The 16,436-nt window shown below is 62.6% G+C and carries 16 protein-coding genes; 8 read left to right on the forward strand and 8 right to left on the reverse strand.

Annotated elements, in window-relative coordinates:
• The first annotated feature begins 69 nt into the window (after positions 1–69).
• Positions 70–294, forward strand: a complete 225-nt coding sequence (locus ACSFC5_RS06760) for a hypothetical protein (RefSeq protein WP_440764457.1) — start codon at positions 70–72, stop codon at positions 292–294.
• Positions 295–911: 617 nt separating this feature from the next.
• On the forward strand, positions 912–2,264 hold the full coding sequence (locus ACSFC5_RS06765; protein WP_440764458.1) for a Cdc6/Cdc18 family protein: 1,353 nt from the start codon (positions 912–914) through the stop codon (positions 2,262–2,264).
• Between the two features lie 293 nt (positions 2,265–2,557).
• On the opposite strand, the gene ACSFC5_RS06770 is transcribed toward ACSFC5_RS06765, so the two are convergent.
• From ACSFC5_RS06770 to ACSFC5_RS06780, 3 genes are all read right to left on the reverse strand, one after another.
• Positions 2,558–4,030: an RtcB family protein gene (locus ACSFC5_RS06770; RefSeq protein ID WP_440764459.1), complete on the reverse strand. Its 1,473-nt coding sequence runs from the start codon at positions 4,028–4,030 to the stop codon at positions 2,558–2,560.
• Positions 4,031–4,098: 68 nt separating this feature from the next.
• The gene (locus ACSFC5_RS06775) at positions 4,099–5,172 is read right to left on the reverse strand and encodes a DoxX family protein (RefSeq protein ID WP_440764460.1); all 1,074 of its coding nucleotides are present in this window, start codon (positions 5,170–5,172) and stop codon (positions 4,099–4,101) included.
• 133 nt (positions 5,173–5,305) lie between these two features.
• Positions 5,306–5,797: an archease gene (locus tag ACSFC5_RS06780; RefSeq protein WP_440764461.1), complete on the reverse strand. Its 492-nt coding sequence runs from the start codon at positions 5,795–5,797 to the stop codon at positions 5,306–5,308.
• A gap of 215 nt (positions 5,798–6,012) precedes the next feature.
• Here ACSFC5_RS06780 and ACSFC5_RS06785 point away from each other — a divergent pair, with 215 nt between their 5' ends.
• Positions 6,013–6,489 carry a GNAT family N-acetyltransferase gene (locus ACSFC5_RS06785; RefSeq protein WP_440764462.1) on the forward strand — a complete coding sequence of 159 codons (477 nt, stop codon included), beginning with the start codon at positions 6,013–6,015 and terminating at the stop codon, positions 6,487–6,489.
• 214 nt (positions 6,490–6,703) lie between these two features.
• Entirely contained in the window at positions 6,704–7,495 is a 792-nt protein-coding gene (locus tag ACSFC5_RS06790) for a 2-oxo acid dehydrogenase subunit E2 (RefSeq protein ID WP_440764463.1), read from the forward strand.
• A 141-nt stretch (positions 7,496–7,636) separates the two neighbouring features.
• Here ACSFC5_RS06790 and ACSFC5_RS06795 read toward each other — a convergent pair whose 3' ends face one another.
• The 3 genes from ACSFC5_RS06795 to ACSFC5_RS06805 form a co-directional block, all read right to left on the reverse strand.
• A complete protein-coding gene (locus ACSFC5_RS06795; protein ID WP_440764464.1) occupies positions 7,637–8,329 on the reverse strand; it encodes a LiaF transmembrane domain-containing protein in 693 nt (230 codons plus the stop codon).
• Positions 8,330–8,592: 263 nt separating this feature from the next.
• Positions 8,593–8,928 (reverse strand): hypothetical protein, encoded by a 336-nt coding sequence (locus ACSFC5_RS06800; protein WP_440764465.1) that lies wholly within the window; start codon positions 8,926–8,928, stop codon positions 8,593–8,595.
• Positions 8,929–9,006: 78 nt separating this feature from the next.
• Positions 9,007–9,726 (reverse strand): YqjF family protein, encoded by a 720-nt coding sequence (locus ACSFC5_RS06805; RefSeq protein ID WP_440764466.1) that lies wholly within the window; start codon positions 9,724–9,726, stop codon positions 9,007–9,009.
• Positions 9,727–9,825: 99 nt separating this feature from the next.
• Here ACSFC5_RS06805 and priS point away from each other — a divergent pair, with 99 nt between their 5' ends.
• From priS to bcp, 4 genes are all read left to right on the forward strand, one after another.
• Positions 9,826–11,001: a DNA primase small subunit PriS gene (gene priS / locus ACSFC5_RS06810; protein WP_440764467.1), complete on the forward strand. Its 1,176-nt coding sequence runs from the start codon at positions 9,826–9,828 to the stop codon at positions 10,999–11,001.
• Positions 10,998–11,945: a hypothetical protein gene (locus ACSFC5_RS06815; RefSeq protein ID WP_440764468.1), complete on the forward strand. Its 948-nt coding sequence runs from the start codon at positions 10,998–11,000 to the stop codon at positions 11,943–11,945. The genes priS and ACSFC5_RS06815 overlap by 4 nt, the downstream gene beginning before the upstream one ends.
• A 523-nt stretch (positions 11,946–12,468) precedes the next feature.
• Complete coding sequence (locus ACSFC5_RS06820; RefSeq protein WP_440764469.1) at positions 12,469–12,813, forward strand: DUF7344 domain-containing protein; 345 nt, start codon at positions 12,469–12,471, stop codon at positions 12,811–12,813.
• A 227-nt stretch (positions 12,814–13,040) separates the two neighbouring features.
• A complete protein-coding gene (gene bcp / locus ACSFC5_RS06825) occupies positions 13,041–13,520 on the forward strand; it encodes a thioredoxin-dependent thiol peroxidase (RefSeq protein WP_440764470.1) in 480 nt (159 codons plus the stop codon).
• A 236-nt stretch (positions 13,521–13,756) separates the two neighbouring features.
• Here bcp and ACSFC5_RS06830 read toward each other — a convergent pair whose 3' ends face one another.
• Together ACSFC5_RS06830 and ACSFC5_RS06835 are read right to left on the reverse strand one after the other, a co-directional pair.
• On the reverse strand, positions 13,757–16,024 hold the full coding sequence (locus tag ACSFC5_RS06830) for a CDC48 family AAA ATPase (RefSeq protein ID WP_440764471.1): 2,268 nt from the start codon (positions 16,022–16,024) through the stop codon (positions 13,757–13,759).
• Positions 16,021–16,269, reverse strand: coding sequence for a DUF7127 family protein (locus ACSFC5_RS06835; RefSeq protein WP_440764472.1), 249 nt, complete (start codon positions 16,267–16,269; stop codon positions 16,021–16,023). The genes ACSFC5_RS06830 and ACSFC5_RS06835 overlap by 4 nt, the downstream gene beginning before the upstream one ends.
• Positions 16,270–16,436: the final 167 nt, after the last annotated feature.

A 16,436-nucleotide genomic window follows, 5' to 3' on the forward strand; every position in this document is an offset into this window, starting at 1 on the left:
CCAATCGGTCGAGCGTGGCCGGAGGCGGTCGGCACAAGACCTACCCGACCGACCGTCGAACGCTATCGCATGGACGAGGACATGCTTGAGGACCAGCGCCGCCTCGTGGAACTCATCGAAGCGGAGGGCTGGGACGTGACGGATCTCGAGATTTCGGCGTACGACAGCCCGTGGGCCGACGAGGACGATCCCGAGGCGACGGTGACGATCACGGCGCGAAAGCCGTACGAGAGCGAGGACGGTGACGGTAACGCGGACGATGAAGACGACGACAATCCGTTTCGGTTGAAATAACGGGGACGTGCCTTTCGACTGAAGCGATTCGGAGAACGTCGTATCTCCGTTCCGATCCGTCCCTCACACCGTATTCGAAATGAAACTCCTCCTAGTAGGATCTAGTCAGACGACACTCACACACCGTGATCGAAATGAAATCCGGCCGGCGTATCCGGTTTTTGTCTCGTGAGCTGGCATCGATGATGGAAATACCGATTCAGCACGAGACTTCGCGCAATTCATCTCGATTGGGGTGCTCGAACACCGGTCACAGGGCTCCCTATTTCGCTATTGCCGGTCACTCCCCCCTCCATTTCTCCATTTCATTTCGATCACGGTGTGGGACTGGTCCGGTACGGCCAGACGGTCTCTCGCCCTACCGATTTCATTACGACAACGGTGCGCTCATTTCGACCACGGTCCGTTTCGGCTTTCATTTCGCACACAGTGTCTTCATTTCGGAGACGGTGGGCGTCTGAGCTTCATTTCGACAACGGTGTCTTCATTTCGCCGGAAGTCGACTCGCTTCGGGACCGACGCGGCTGCGCCGGATCATTTCGAGTACGGACCCTTCATTACGACCACAGTCCACTCATTTCGAAAAAGGTATTGCAGCTTCGTGAGCAGTGCCGATAATGGATCAGGAGCCATCGACTGCTCGAGGAGACGGGAACGACGATGGGACGACCCACTCCCCCGAGTCGTCCATCGTCGATAGCATCCTCGATGGCGAACGGAAGACCGTCTTCGAGAACAAGCGACTCGTCGACTCGAATACGATCGTCGATCACGATCGGATCTACGGTCGCGACGAACAACTCGCGGCCGAAGCGCGCGCGTTTCGTGACACCCTCGACGGCGAACGCCCCCCGGATCTCTTACTGTACGGTCCGAGCGGTACCGGGAAGAGTCTCACCGTAAAGGCGGTCGCCGAGAAGGTGAAAGAACGCGCCACGCAGAACGAGATCGCCTTCGACTTCGTCGCCGTGAACTTCAAGACGATGGAGTCGCACTCGCTGGATCGCGCCGTCTGGAAACTCGGGCATCAGACCGCGAACAAAGCCGGAGTCGCGTGGGACATCCCGCGAAAAGGCGTCTCCACCGACGCGAAATACGTTCGGTTCTACGAGATCGTCGACCGACATTTCGACGCGCTCGTCTTTGTTCTCGACGAAATCGATGCGCTCACCGGTCGCGTCGGTGAAGACGAGCCCGCGTACTCCCGGTTGCTGTACAGCCTGAGCCGAGTGATGGCCGAACAACACGTGGATACGCTCGTCTCGACGGTCGTGATCACCAACCATCCCAAGTTCCGCGAGAACCTCGATAGCCGGACCGATAGCTCGTACAATCCGACCGGAATCCACTTCTCCGACTACGACGCGACCGAACTCATCGAGATTCTCAACCGTCGACGCGACGCGTTCAAGGAGGGTGCGCTCGACGACGGCGTCATCGAGCTAGTCGCCGCGTACGGGGCGAAAAACGAGGGGGACGCACGGCGGGCGATCGACCTGCTTCGCGACGCGGGCGAAATCGCGAACCGGAACGGGGAGACGAAGGTCACGGAGCAGCACGTGCACGCAGCCAACGATTCGGTCGTAAAAAACCGAGTGCTCGAGATGGTCGGCGGAATGACGCTCCAAAAGAAGCTCTCGCTCTACGCCGCGGCGGTCGTTGCGGACGTGAATAACGGGGCCGCTCCGAGTCCGGCAGTCTACACGCTGTATCGAGAGATCTGTCAGCGAACCGACCGTGACGTCTATACTCAGGAGACGGTCAACAGCCACATCAACAAGGCGGGAACGTACGGCGTTCTCGAGAGCGAGCGAACGAGCGGCGGATTCAAAAGCGGCGTCCACCTCGTGTTCACGTTCACGGAACCGGTCGAGGCCGTCCTCGAGACGCTCGAGGAAGACGATACGTTCGACGAACTCGATCTATCGATCGCTCGCTCGATCGCACGCAACTCGCTCCGCGACTCGTGAGACGATCTGCTGTACCCCTTTCTCGGAGGACCGCAAAGTCACCCTGCGGTCGCTCCGGAACCGACGTACGGCGGTCCGTCTGTGGTGCTCCACGTCGTACCCGACGGTAACTCTCGAGTCGGGGGCAGTAACTCCCGAGTCTAAGCGATGATTCTCGAGTCGGGGGCAGTAACTCCCGAGTCTAAGCGATGATTCTCGAGTCGGGGGCAGTAACTCCCGAGTCTAAGCGATGATTCTCGAGTCGGAGGCAGTTCTCTCGTCCGTATCGAACGAAGAGCGGTCCGACGTTGCCGTCACCCCTTGATGTTACACACGGGGAACGTCCGCGCTACCCTGTCGCCGATGCCGAGCTCGTCCGAGACGCGGACGACCTCGTCGACGTCCTTGTAGACGCCCGGTGCCTCCTCGGCAACCGTCGCGCCCGACTGCGCTTTGACGTAGATCTGGTCCTGGTCCTCGAGGTCCTGCTGGACGTCGCCGCCCCAGAACTCGTTTTTGGCCTGCGTGCGGCTCATCAGCCGCCCCGCGCCGTGGGCCGTCGAGCCGAACGTGAGCTCCATCGAGTTCTCGCCGCCCCGGAGGACGTAGCTGCCGGCGCCCATGCTGCCGGGGATGATGACGGGCTGCCCGACGTCGCGGTAGGCCGCCGGGACTTCGGGGTGGCCTGCGGGAAAGGCCCGCGTTGCGCCCTTGCGGTGGACGTAGAGTTCTCGTTGTTCGCCATCGTCGTTCACAGTGTGCGTCTCCTTCTTCGCGATGTTGTGCGCCACGTCGTACAGCAGCTCCATCTCCATCTCCTGCCACGAGCGGTCGAAGACGCGCTCGAAGACCTCCCGCGTGCGGTGCATGATCAGCTGGCGGTTGACCCACGCGAAGTTGATCGCCGCGTTCATCGCGCCGTAGTAGTCCTCGGCGAGCTGCGAGCCGGCCGGCGCGGCCGCCAGCTCCTTGTCCGGGAGCTGGTCGAGGAGCCCCTGGTGTTGTTTCTCGATCTTGCGCAGGTAGTCGTTACACGTCTGGTGGCCCAGTCCGCGCGAACCGCAGTGAATGAGGACGACGATCTGGTCCTCCTCGAGGCCGTACGCCGCGCCCACGTCGCCGTCGAAGACGTCGGTCACGCGCTGGACCTCGAGGAAGTGATTCCCCGACCCGAGCGAGCCGATCTGGTTCTTCCCGCGGTCCTTGGCCTTCTGACTCACCTTGTCGGGATCCGCGCCCTCGCGCATTCCCTCGTCCTCGCAGTGGAGCAGGTCTTCTTCGACGGCGTGGCCGTTCTCGAGGGCCCAGTCCACCCCGCGAGCGAGGATCTCGTCGACGGTGTCGACGCCGGCTTCGACGATGCCGCCGCCGCCGAGACCCGACGGAACGTTGGTAAATAGCGAGTCGACGAGCTCCCGTTCGTTTCCTTGCAACTCGTCGTAGGTCAGATTCGTCCGCATCATCCGGACGCCGCAATTGATGTCGTAGCCGACCGCTCCCGGTGAAATACAGCCGTTCTCGGCGTCGAGCGCACCGACCCCGCCGACGGGGAAGCCGTAGCCCTGGTGGCCGTCGGGCATACAGATCGCGTAGTTGGTGATTCCGGGTAGATGGGTCGTGTTTGTGATCTGTTCGAGCGTTTTGTCGTCCTGAATCTGCTCGAGGAGCGCTTCGCTCGCGAGCACTCGCGCGGGGACGCGCATGTCGCCCTCCTGTGGGATCTCCCAGACGTACTCACGCACTTGCTCGAGCGTGATGCCGTCGGCGTCGAACGTGGTATTGCTCATACGCACAACTGGACGCCGGACGGTGAAAGAAGTTCGTCTCTGCGGTCGATCGAACAGGGGCAGGTCCGTCAGTCTCCGCCGGTGGGAATCGCCTCGAGTTCGTCGGCGTCGGTCGCGACTCGCTCGAGATGGCCGTCCACGGCGTACGGACCACCGCCAGTGATGAGCAAGACGGAGGCCATCCCGAACAGCGTAACGTGGGCGAGCACGGGATCGTCGGGGAGGGCAAAGAGCGTGAGCGTAAAGACCACGATCGCCGTCCCGGCGCTGGCGCGGGTGAACAGGCCGGCGATCAACGCCAGTCCGAGGGCGACTTCGGCGAGGCCCGCGCCCAGGACCCACAGCTCGGGGCTGGCGGGGACGGTCGCAGCGAGATCGTAGCGATCGACGACCGCGAGCGCGAGGCCCGGCTGAAGGAGCTTCTGCGTCAGGCCGAGATAGACGAACGTCGATCCCAACCCGAGTCGGACGACAGTCGGCAGGTATCGTCGATAGCCGTCGACCCGCTCCTGTAGCGTTCGCGCGCGGTTGGACACCGGATCGACTCGCCCGTAGACGGTCCCCCGCGTCCCCGCGACCCGCTGGAGGACGTGATCGGCGCTCGGCCGGCCGCTCCCGATCAGGGCGACAGCGAGCAGGCCGCCGACGAACTCCAACTGCAGGAGCAGCGTGGGCCAGATCACGACGCCCACGAGATAGGCGGCGAGCGCGACGAGCGCGACGACCCGCGTCGCGAGTCCGAACAGCAGACAGAAGCCCAGCGCCACCTGCAGAATGCGCAGATCGACCTCGAGTGCGGGACTGATGAAGTAGCCCGCGAAGCCGGCACCGATCAGCGGGATTCCCAGCGAGATGCGCAACAGCCAGGGGACGTAGTCGGTGTACTCCCCCATGGCCGTCTGGAACGCGGCAAGGTCGCGCTGGAACGGCCGGAGGCGGAGATAGCCCGCGACGACTGCGACGACGACGAGCGCGCCCGTAAGTAGGGGACCAACGACGAACGGGTCAGTGAGCGTGTCGCCGAAAAACGTCGCGACGTCGACGTCGCGTTCCTCGTCGACGACGTACTCCTCGTGTGCGGTTACCGTTCCGACGGCGATCAGCGTGAAGAAAGCGATACCAGCTGCGAGATGTCTCGACACGCGGCGGCGTCTCTGAACCACTACCAGGCGTACAGCGTCGATCGTGAAAACACGTCTGCTGTTCCCGCGTGCGAAACAATCAGGGACGAGTTCCGGTGCTGTTCGGAGACGGACGAGTTCCAGCGTTGACGGGTTAGACGTCGAAGACGACGTAGGCCTCCCAGCCGCCTTCGTCGGACGCATCGGCATCGACTCGCTCGAGGCGCATCTCCGAGTAGGTCACGGCCTTTACCTCGCGGGCGTCGACCTCGTCCAACGGGACGCCGCGCGTGCTGGCCTCGAGCGTCCACTCGGTCTCACCGTCACCCGATGTGCCGGCTCCCGCACCGTTCTTGGTGGCCGTCTCGATCCGCTCGACGCAGTGGTCGACCGGCAACGCCGCCCGCACGTCCCGTTCGTAGATCAGTTCGTCGAGGTAATCGAACAACAGGGCCTCGCGATTTTCCGCGCTGATGGAGAGCGAAAACCGGTCCCCGACCTCGTCGGGAATCTCGTCGGCCGAGGCGGCCGCGAGCCCGTCGGCGACCGCGGCGAAGACGGCCTCGAGCGTGTCACCGGTCGCGGCGACCGCGACGTCCGCTGTGTGGTCGCGGAGTTCGAATCGTCCGTTCTGTGTTCGTGTCATCGGTTGCTGGCTACGCGTTCGGAGACTGGGATGGTATGCTCGTCGGTCTCGTCGAGAATAGCGCCGAGTTACGATCTCCCCAGCACGTGGTCCCACCGATGCATACTGATCGACGAGCGATCATCCGACCGATTTTCGAATCGAGTCACTCGTTTGCCGGTACGAATCGCCGAGTGCCGGTGGAATTATATTGACGACGCTGGTAGGGTGAAACAGTGAGCGTCAACATCGACAGCTGCGTCGTCACGCCGGGGAGTGACGACTACGTCGACGCAGCCTGGCAGCTCAAAGAGGAGATCAACGAGCGGGAAGGCGTCCTCAAACAGCGCCACGATTTTTTCTCCGACGCGTACCGTCGCTCGACGGTCCACTGTTACGTCCGAGAGGGGCAGCTGATCGGATTTGCGGCTGTTCGACGCGACGGCTACATTCTCTTTCTGGCGGTCTCCCCGGAGCTCCGCGGCGAGGGCATCGGTAAACAGCTCGTCGCCCGCGTGGCCGAAGACCACGACACGATCACCTGTCACGCCCGGACGAGCAACGAGAACGCCCTCCAGTTCTACGAACACCTCGGCTTCGAGATTAAACGCCGCATCGACGACTACTACGAGGACGGCGGCGACGCCTACTACCTAAAACTCGGCTCCGACGTCGGCATTACGGACAAGATTTCGGAACTGATGCGCCGCTAGAGCGGCTGTTTTTCAATCGGTGTAAACTGGAACTCGGTCTCGTATGGGTCCGACAGCGCTCGAGCCGTTCCCGTCCCGGGTCGCGATAGCTTCGACCGTGATGTGCGACGTGAGTCCGGCCATTGAGGGATGGTCAGGAGCAGACTCGTAGCTATCGTTCAGCAGAACGGCCACGAGGACCAAGGCGTATGTCCCGTGCCACCCTAAGACGCACATGACTGAGCACGGAGAAACGCTCGAGGCCGGTTCACTCCAGCGTCGAGGCACCGTCGACTACATGCGGATGGCCGGCCGGCGCAGCATCGTTCACGGACTCGTCGAGGTCGACGTCACCGAGGCGAAACGGCACATTCGCGACCGGAAATCGAACACGGGAGAACGGCTCTCGTTCACGGCGTTTCTCGTGTGGTGTCTGGCTCGATCCATCGACGCCCATCCCCACGTTCAGGCGTACCGGGACTGGCGAGGTCGGACCGTCCAGTTCGACGATGTCGACGTGAACGTCCTCGTCGAACGGCAGATAGACGGCGAGCGGATCGGGGTTCCACACGTCATCAGAGCGGCCGACCGGCGTTCACTGCAGTCTATCCACGACGAGATACGAGCGGCCCAGACGGATCCGACCGACGGACGACGGACGAGAATGGCGTCTCTGGGTCTCCGCCTACCCGGCCCCATTCGGCGGCAGCTGTGGCGCCTTCCGCAGCTGTTTCCACGGCGGTGGAAACGCATCGCGGGCACCGTCGCCGTAACGTCCGTCGGAATGTTCGGTACCGGCGGCTGGGGCATCAGCCCGACGAACTATACCCTCCAGCTCACGGTCGGTGGAATCGAACGGAAGCCGGGGATCGTCGACGACGAAATCGTGCCTCGAGAGTTCTTGAGCCTCACCGTGACGTTCGACCACGACGTCGTCGACGGCGCGCCCGCTGCCCGATTCGTCCGACACTTGACGGAACGCATCGAAGCGGCCGACGGGATCGAAACGGAACTCGAGTCGTCGTGATCGGGATCCCTCGAGCGCGCCTGACGAGCGACCGATATCGACGGGGACCCGAAACCGAGTCGTTGCGGCGTTTCGGTACCGCCGAGATCGATCCGTCACAATTCACGGACCGCAGTTGACTGGCGGCCAGCGAAGCGCGGATCAGTCCGACACGGAGACGCCGCCGAACGCGGCGAAGCCGGTGACCACGAGATCGAGTTCGTCGTGATCGCCCTCACGGCGCGGCCGATCGTCGGCAGCTCCGCCCAGTACCGGGAGGACGTCCATCCGCACGTTCCAGTCGCGGGGAACGATGATATCGACCCCGCCGAACAGCGCGACGGCGTTGATCCGTGCCGGTCGGCTCTCGATCTCCGTATCGCGAAGATCGAGTTCGGTGCCGCCGAAAATGGCCGTCAGATCGGCGCCGGCGAACGTCCTCGAGGTGTTTCGCTTTTCGACGCCGCCGAACGCGGCGAACGCGGACGTGAAGGCATCGTCGGTCGCACGAACTCGCGACCGGAACTGGCCGGTGATGATCGAGAGGCCGAAGGCAATCACGAACACCGGCCAGAAGACGACGACCTGGTCGACGGTCGCGTACTCGAGTGCGACCAGTTGCCACGCACCGGCGACGCCGATCAGGACGACCGGACCGACGACATTTCGAAACCGGCTCAGAACGAGCGCCCAGACGCCGACGACGACGAACAGCGACGGGACGAACACCAGCAGGCTCCCCACCGGCGAGACGCCGGTCGTCTCAAGCAAGAGCAGGACGCCTACTATGACGACTGCGGCTCCGAGGAGAAGCTGGCTTGTCGGGAGTCGACGGGATCGGATTGACGTAGACATACCGTTAGATACGTCGTGAGAGACGATATAGACGGAGTACGTTTCCCTCCCGTCAAGAACCGAGCGTGAGAACGACGCGCCGACAAATGGGGTGCGGGCCACGGTTTCCGCCGGTAGAATCGCTCAGTTCGACGACGCCGCTCGAAATTGCTCGAGAACGTCGACGCGTGTCATCGATCGGCGGTCGCTGGGAGAGCCGTTCGCACCGCCGCCGGCGGATACGTCGATCGAACGGTGAACCGGGACGTTCGATCCGTCACGGGTTACTCCCCGGCCGCGTCGGCGCCGAGCAGGACTCTGAAGGCGACGTACAGGACGACAAACAGTACGGCGAAGACGATCAGTCCCTGAGCGGCCATCCTGAGCCGGCTCTTGCTCCCGGTATCGGATACGGCGTCTACGGCCGATTCGTCGTCCGCAGTCGAGTCGTCGTCACGCCGTTCGTAGAGCGGTTCAGCCGTCGTTTCGTCGATGGCCTCGAGAATTGGCTCTCGGAGCGGCGTTTCCAACCCCGCACGAACCGCTTCAAGAGCGAGCCGCTGAACCAGTTCGTGCTCCAGGTCGACCTCGTCGATCGCGTTCGTCAGTAGTGCGATCATTGACTGTCAGGTTGTACACGGTGTGTCCGGATAACTGTTACAGCGAGTCTCAGCGCGCCGAGAAGCTGTCTCGGTTCGTTACACCTCCTCGATCGTTTCCCCCGTGCCAGCGACCGGTTTGCTCTCGGACGCGATCGTCTCGACGCCAGGGCTGTAGAAGTGAACCGGTTCAGACTCCGGCGTCGAGAAGCCGTTCGCCCGAAAGAGCGCGTCGGCCTCGAGGTCGACGGCGGCGTCGTACAGCGGCCACGGCTCGTGATCGATGGTCGCGTAGCGAAGCGATCCGTCCGGGGCTTCGGTGTAGTAGCGGTAACGCGCCGTGAGAAATGCGGCGAGCGTGTCCGGTTCGGCGGCATACCGGTCGCCGATCGGGCCGTACGCTGCGTCGAACTGAACCGGTCTGGCCCCCGGATGACGACGGCGATTCGTGAATCGAACGCGACCGTTTTCTCCACGAAGATCGATGCTGGCGTAGTAGTATGGCAGGTGGTGAAACACTCGAGCGCCGAGCACCGCGAGGAGTCCGTCCGCGTCGAGGCTGAAGAAGTACACGCCCGGCGTGCCGTCGTGACTCACGTAGGTCCGGAGATTGAGTTCGGGAAGTGGAAGTCCCACGCCGGACGGAAGTCTCCGCGGCCGGACGTCGACGTTCGTGAACGGAACGACCGAGAGCCACGCCCGTCCGTCGTAGGTGTCGAGTGCAAGCCCCTCCGGAAGATGCGACTCGACCGCGGCCGGATCGACCGGCCAGTTAGCGAAGAGCACGTTCCGCCAGCCCATGTGCAGTGATCCGAGCATCGGTTCACGCTAACGGAGGACCACGAGACGGAAATAGGTGCGTTCGGAGTCGCCCATTCGGCAGGATTATACCCCCGCACGCACGACTACCCGAGACGCATGGAGGAGCGAACGAGGGCCTATCTTCGCGGTCGATTTCGCGATCACTACCGGCGGACGGAGATCACGCCGCCGCCCGCGGCCAACGAACGCGAGTGGGGCTACATTCCCTGGACCGAAGGGCCGGATACGACCATGGTCCGCCACCGGTCGCTCCTCGAGTTAGGCGATCTCTCGGAATTTCTCGTCCGCAAACGTCCACAGCACGTCTACTTCTCGGCGGGGCGATTTCGCGATCCCGGTGCCAGTTCGATGCACGCGAAAGACTGGCAGTCCGCGGATCTCGTCTTCGACCTAGACGCGGACCACCTGCCGAGTGTGACCCTCGGCGAGGACTCCTACGCCGAGATGCTTTCGAAGTGTAAGGACGCCCTCTTCCGACTGATCGAGTTTCTCGAGGACGATTTCGGCTTCGACGAACTCGAGTTCGTCTTCTCGGGTGGCCGCGGCTATCACGTCCACGTTCGCGACGAGAACGTGCTCCACCTCGACCGAGAACACCGCCGCGAGATCGTCGACTACGTTCGCGGTATCGGGATGGAGTACGAGGAGTTGATCGAGACCGAGACCGTCGCGGGGCTCGGGCGAAAGACGCCGACGGAGCGACGAACGCTCGAGATCGACGGCGGGTGGGGCAAGCGGACTCACGCCCATCTACTGGACTACATCGACGAATTGCTCGCACTGGACGACGAGGACGCGTTGGCGCGCCTGCAGGAGTTCGACGGCATCGGCGAGGGCAAAGCGCAGGCGACGCTCAACGCGGCCCGCAACAACCGCGAACAGCTCGAGGCCGGCAACGTCACCGTCCACACCGCGGTCTCGCAGTTAGCCGAACGGTTCGCCGCACAGGCGGTCGAGCGCGACAACGCGCCGATCGACGAGCCGGTGACGACCGACACGAACCGGCTCATCCGCCTGCCGGGGAGTCTCCACGGCGGCAGCGGACTGAAAACGCTGCGACTCGAGCGGGACGAAATCGCGGACTTCGACCCCTTAGTCGACGCCGTCCCCGAGACGTTCCGGGGCCACGAGATCACCGTCGACGTGACCCGCGGCGGCGAGGTCGAACTTGGGGGGGATAGTTTTACGGTCACGGAGGGTGACCAGTCACTACCAGAGTACGTTGCCGTGTTCCTGATGGCACGCGGCCGCGCCGAGAAGGAGAAAGAATGAATCTAGACGAGTTGCGTTCGGTCCAGAGCAAGGAGCGCCAGAAAGATAGCCTCCAGAATCTGCGCCCCTCGTTCTATCAGGAGGTCGGCGAGTACATCGCGGATCTCGAGGACGAACGCGACCGCGTCGCCGAACAGGCCGACGACCCCTTTTCGTCGCCCGAAGTGGGGCGACTCACCGACGAGATCGAGACCGCCAAGGACGTCGTGGAAGCCGTCTACGAACGACGAATGGGCAAACTCGTCAAGCAGGCCAGCCTCGCCGCGGCGGGGATGCCGGCCGACGACGACGGGCTGACCGCCGAGGAGGCCGACCTCTTCGAGGACCTCGTGGATCGAATCTCGTCGAACAAAACGCGCGTGCTCGACGTGCTGGAGGGCCTCGAGACCGAGGCTGGGGCCGGTGGCAGCGACGGATCCGATCCCGTGGCCGATGCCAACGCCGGTGTCGACCCCGATCCCGCGACTGTCGAACGCGACCCCACGGCCGTCAATCCGGTCGACGATTCCGGCACGACGGACCCCCAAGCCCCGCCCGAGGACGCGCCACCGGTGCCATCGCAGGATGCGCCGACCGAGGCCGACTCGAGGTCCGAATCCGGCGGGAGCGAGACGGCCGTCGATGGGTCCGACAGCTCGAGCGGCGTCACGCCGGCGGACGTCATGGGCGGCGACGGACCCGAGATTGACGACTCAGCGTCGCCGTCGGAGGGGGCTCCGGCACCGCCGGACGACGTCGATAGCAATTCAGACGGCGACGGGGATGCGAACGATGCCGACGATACCGACGTCGACCGCGTCACCGTCAAAATCACTCGCGATATCGGCTCGATTCTCGGCGTCGACGACCGCGAGTACTCGCTCTCGACGGACGACATCGTCACGCTGCCCGAGCAGAACGCGACGCCGTTGCTCGAGCAGGAAGCCGCCGAATCGCTCGAGTAGCATCTCTGAACCTGTTTAGTCACGAGTATCCGGTCCGCTCGAGCGGGCTGTACACACTGGCTGCGGTGATTTCTACAATCTCTCCAATCGACTTCTCCTCACGGACGCTCCGAGACTTCTGAGCCTGTTCTCACAGAGTTCGTTTATTGATCGCCAAGCGTTCCATCAGTCGCTGATACTGCTGATGAGCTACTGCTGAATAGAAGGCAAAAAGGTGGCACAGATTGGTGACTAATCAGTCTGAAACGACTGGCCAATCCAGATATCGTGACAACTGAAACGATTTACACACTGATCGTACGGTAGTCGTGCGATCAGGTGTGCAGTGACGTTCAGTGGCTACGATAATCTGCAGTAGATTGATCAGATCATCACACCCTATAGGCATGTGAAAAATCCACTGTACAAAAGCAACGTTATTTTTGCACTAACTGAGAATGGTGGCAAGAACTAAGCAAAGATATGGAGTTATAATCAAAGCCTCCCAAACACTCATGCGTTTTCGAAGGAAATCTCACTCGTAATGCCCTTAACACTTGTCGAGGGAGTATTCGTGTTTGCCAGTCTGATCGATGAGGTCTGTGTCTACGCGCTACAATCAACCGGAGCACTTACTCATCCTGCCCGCCGCCGAGTGGTGTCAATGCTCGTTGACCACGATATTTTGCGACAAGAAGAATTGGCAGAGTCTCTCGCTCGGGACGAGACGGTTCCCCAAGACGACCCTACACAGATTGAAATAGCGTTACACCATCACCATCTCCCCATGCTCAGCGAGGAACTGTTTATCGACTACGATTCTCGTAGTGGAGATGCTGTCCTTTGGAAAGATTCTGACGCTGCTACCGAACTGCTTGAGTCCAGTTGAGGGTAGTGGGCAAACGTTCGCTCGACAGATCCTGCAAACACTCGAATCGGGCAAGACCAACATATGAATCATGATCGACCTCCGTTGATCGGGTGATTCAGAACAAGTTGCTTGGAAAACAACGTCCGTTTGCTGTATCCACGCACCATACCGAACGCGAGTATCGATCCGAAACCGGGCCGGCCCTAAACCACAACGCATACATCGACCCTCGCTAACAGACGGCTATGCTCGACGTCGGCGACGAAGCACCCGAGTTCGAACTATCTAACCAGCACGGCGAGACCGTTCGCCGCTCAGATTTCGACGGCGAGCGACTCGTCGTCTACTTCTACCCGCGTGCGAACACCGACGGCTGTACCACCGAGGCCTGCGGGTTCAACGACGCGCTCGCCGAGTTCGACGACCGCGGCGTGAACGTCGTCGGCATCAGCGACGATCCGGTCGAGGATCTCGAGTCGTTCGCCGCGGAGTACGATCTCGAGTACGATCTCCTCTCGGACGAACTCGGGGAGGTCGCGACGCTGTACGACTCCTACGGCGAGAAACAGATGTTCGGTAACACCTTCGACGGCGTCTTCCGCAACACGTACGTCGTCGGCCCGGACGGCTCCATCGAAGCGGTCTACGAGGACGTTACACCCGACGGACACGCCGAAGAGGTTCTCGAGGACCTCGCGGACTCGTCGGCCGAACTCGCGCAGTAACCGACTCGCAAGCTCCGTTCGCGGAGGCTCCCTGACTGACTTCAGCAGCCACTTTGCCGACTGGTCGTCGCTCGAGACCGGTGTCGCCAGTCGTCCTCCGAGACCCGGTCGAACAAGTGAGTTTGACTCGAGTCCATTTCGCCGGAGCCATTGCTCTACGGAGTTCGATTCGTCAGAAAAATCGCACGCGGTAACTGAGAACGTCTCAGTCCGCTCTCGATCGCTCAGGGCCGCCCTTACTGAAAGGTGCGGCCGAGTTGATCCTGTTCTTGAGCCGGTTCGGCCTGCTGGAACTGCTCTTCGATCTCCTCGTAACGCTCGCGCGTCTCGGGAGTCACGCTCGGGAGGACTTCCCTGAGCGCGTGTTCGAAGTGTTCCTTGCTGATGCGGACGTTACCGACGGAGTCGGCCATGTCCTCGGGATCGACGGAGTTGATGAACTCGCGGCTGGCGGCCATCGAGGCTTCGCGGCAGACCGCTTCGATGTCGGCGCCGACGTAGCCTTGCGTCTCGCTTGCGAGCCAGCCGAGGTCGATCGCGTCGGCCAGTGGCTTGTTGCGGGTGTGGACCTCGAAGATCTTCTCGCGCGCCTCCTCGTCGGGAACGGGGACGTGCACGTGACGGTCCAGGCGGCCCGGTCGGAGCAGCGCCTTGTCGATCAGGTCGGGACGGTTGGTCGTCGCGATGACGACGACGTCCTCGAGCTCCTCGAGCCCGTCTAACTCCGTCAGGAGCTGGCTGACGACCCGCTCGCCGACGCCGGAGTCGCTCTGATTCTTCCCGCGTTCGGTAGCGATCGAGTCGATCTCGTCGAAGAAGATCACGGTCGGTGCGTTCGACCGCGCCTTCTCGAAGATCTCGCGGACGCCCTTCTCGGACTCCCCGACGTACTTGTTCAGCAGTTCGGGGCCCTTGATCGAGATGAAGTTCGATTCGGCCTCGTTGGCGACCGCTTTCGCGAGCAGGGTCTTCCCCGTGCCCGGCGGACCGAACATCATGACGCCCTTGGCGGCTTCCATGTCCATGGCTTCGAAGACCTCGGGGTAGTCGAGGGGCCACTGGATCGTCTCGCGGAGGCGTTCTTTGGTATCGCCGAGTCCGCCGACGTCGTTCCAGGTGACGTCGGGAACTTCGACGAAGACCTCGCGCATCGCGGAGGGCTGGATGCCCTTGAGCGCCTCCTTGAAGTCAGCCTTCGTGACCTGCAGCGACTCGAGCACCTCGGCGTCGATCTCGTCTTCCTCTAAGTCGAGGTCGGGACGGATGCGACGCAGCGCGTTCATCGCGCTCTCGCGGGCGAGGCTCTCGAGGTCGGCGCCGACGAAGCCGTGCGTGTTGGACGCGTAGTGGTCCAGATCGACCGAGTCCACGAGCGGCATGCCGCGGGTGTGGACCTGCAGGATCTCCTTGCGGCCGTCCTTGTCCGGGACGCCGATCTCGATCTCGCGGTCGAACCGACCGCCGCGGCGGAGCGCGGGGTCGATGTCGTCGACGCGGTTCGTCGCGGCGATGACGGTGACGCGGCCGCGTTCCTCGAGCCCGTCCATCAGGCTCAGGAGCTGAGCGACCACGCGCCGTTCGACGTCGCCGCCGGCGTCTTCACGTTTTGCGGCGATCGAGTCGAGTTCGTCGATGAAGACGATCGCGGGAGCGTTCTCCTCGGCCTCTTCGAAGACCTCGCGGAGCTTCTCCTCGCTCTCGCCGTAGTACTTCGACATGATCTCCGGTCCGGAGATCGTCTCGAAGTGGGCGTCGATCTCGTTGGCGACGGCCTTGGCCATCAGGGTCTTCCCGGTGCCCGGCGGGCCGTGCAGGAGGACGCCCTTCGGCGGCTCGATCCCTAACTGTTGGAACAGCTCGGGGTGGCGCATCGGCAGTTCGATCATCTCGCGGACCTGGTCGAGTTCGCTGTCCAGGCCACCGATGTCCTCGTAGGTGACGTTCGGAACGCCCTCGGCGGAGCCGCCGGGGCCGCTCGAACTAACCTGTTCGGCGGGCGTCTCGGAGATCTCGATGTTCGTCGAGTCCGTGATGACGACGGTGCCCGACGGCGACGTGCTCGCGATCTTCAGGGGTACCGACTGGCCGGAGCTGGCCATCGGGCCGAAGGAAAGCGAGAACGGGACCGTCTGCCCTTCGGTGACGGCCTGACCGCTCAGCTTGTCGCGGACGAGCGGGCCGATATCCCCGCGAATGCGGAGGTTTTGCGGGAGCGCGACCGTGACCGACTTGGCGGGGTTGACGTCCGCGGGTTCGATCTCGACGCGGTCGTCGATCCCGACGTCGGCCTCCTGTCGGAGGCGACCGTCGATTCGGACGATCCCGCGACCCTCGTCTTCGGGGTAGCCGGGCCACACTCGCGCGACGGCCTGGCTGTCGCCTTTGCCGTCGATGACGATGTAGTCGCCGTTCTCGAGATCGAGTTCGCGCATCGATACGCGGTCGATCGCGGCCAGTCCACGTCCGGCGTCTTTCTGTTTCAGTGGTTTAACTGTGAGTTTCATAGGTCACCTTCTAGCTCGACAGTGAGGACGCCGTTTTTCATAAACATGTGCGCGTCGCCTGCACCGTCGGGAAGATCGAATTCGTACTGCTCGTCGTCGACGACCACGATAACCGTGTCGTCGACGAGGTCAACGGAGGCCTCGGTTTCGCTGGCCCCGAAGTCGACGGCCAGCACCGCGCACTCGTCGTACTGGTACTGGCGTGCTACCTGCCCTTCGTCTCGGGTGAATTGTTCGAGTGTCATGCTTCAACTAACCCAAAGTAAGCGCACAGAGTATATAAATCTTTCGCCCACTAAGGCGTAGACGGGACCGTTTTCAGAGAAAGAGCATTGTTCGTAGTTCACACCGGATTGGGAGCCAGGTCGACCGGTGGGTTCCCTCGAAGAACGGGGCTCGAGCCGATCAGCCT

The organism is Natronorubrum marinum, from assembly GCF_052040125.1.
Classification (GTDB): Archaea; Halobacteriota; Halobacteria; order Halobacteriales; family Natrialbaceae; genus Natronorubrum.

Excerpts from the sequence above, each read along its gene's own strand:
- ACSFC5_RS06780 (WP_440764461.1), bottom strand. The coding sequence starts at position 5,797 with ATGACACGAACACAGAACGGACGATTCGAACTCCGCGACCACACAGCG.
- ACSFC5_RS06820 (WP_440764469.1), top strand. The coding sequence starts at position 12,469 with ATGCCCTTAACACTTGTCGAGGGAGTATTCGTGTTTGCCAGTCTGATC.
- ACSFC5_RS06790 (WP_440764463.1), top strand. The coding sequence starts at position 6,704 with ATGACTGAGCACGGAGAAACGCTCGAGGCCGGTTCACTCCAGCGTCGA.
- priS (WP_440764467.1), top strand. The coding sequence starts at position 9,826 with ATGGAGGAGCGAACGAGGGCCTATCTTCGCGGTCGATTTCGCGATCAC.
- ACSFC5_RS06770 (WP_440764459.1), bottom strand. The coding sequence starts at position 4,030 with ATGAGCAATACCACGTTCGACGCCGACGGCATCACGCTCGAGCAAGTG.
- ACSFC5_RS06765 (WP_440764458.1), top strand. The coding sequence starts at position 912 with ATGGATCAGGAGCCATCGACTGCTCGAGGAGACGGGAACGACGATGGG.
- ACSFC5_RS06805 (WP_440764466.1), bottom strand. The coding sequence starts at position 9,726 with ATGCTCGGATCACTGCACATGGGCTGGCGGAACGTGCTCTTCGCTAAC.
- ACSFC5_RS06800 (WP_440764465.1), bottom strand. The coding sequence starts at position 8,928 with ATGATCGCACTACTGACGAACGCGATCGACGAGGTCGACCTGGAGCAC.
- ACSFC5_RS06830 (WP_440764471.1), bottom strand. The coding sequence starts at position 16,024 with ATGAAACTCACAGTTAAACCACTGAAACAGAAAGACGCCGGACGTGGA.
- ACSFC5_RS06815 (WP_440764468.1), top strand. The coding sequence starts at position 10,998 with ATGAATCTAGACGAGTTGCGTTCGGTCCAGAGCAAGGAGCGCCAGAAA.
- ACSFC5_RS06795 (WP_440764464.1), bottom strand. The coding sequence starts at position 8,329 with ATGTCTACGTCAATCCGATCCCGTCGACTCCCGACAAGCCAGCTTCTC.
- bcp (WP_440764470.1), top strand. The coding sequence starts at position 13,041 with ATGCTCGACGTCGGCGACGAAGCACCCGAGTTCGAACTATCTAACCAG.
- ACSFC5_RS06760 (WP_440764457.1), top strand. The coding sequence starts at position 70 with ATGGACGAGGACATGCTTGAGGACCAGCGCCGCCTCGTGGAACTCATC.
- ACSFC5_RS06835 (WP_440764472.1), bottom strand. The coding sequence starts at position 16,269 with ATGACACTCGAACAATTCACCCGAGACGAAGGGCAGGTAGCACGCCAG.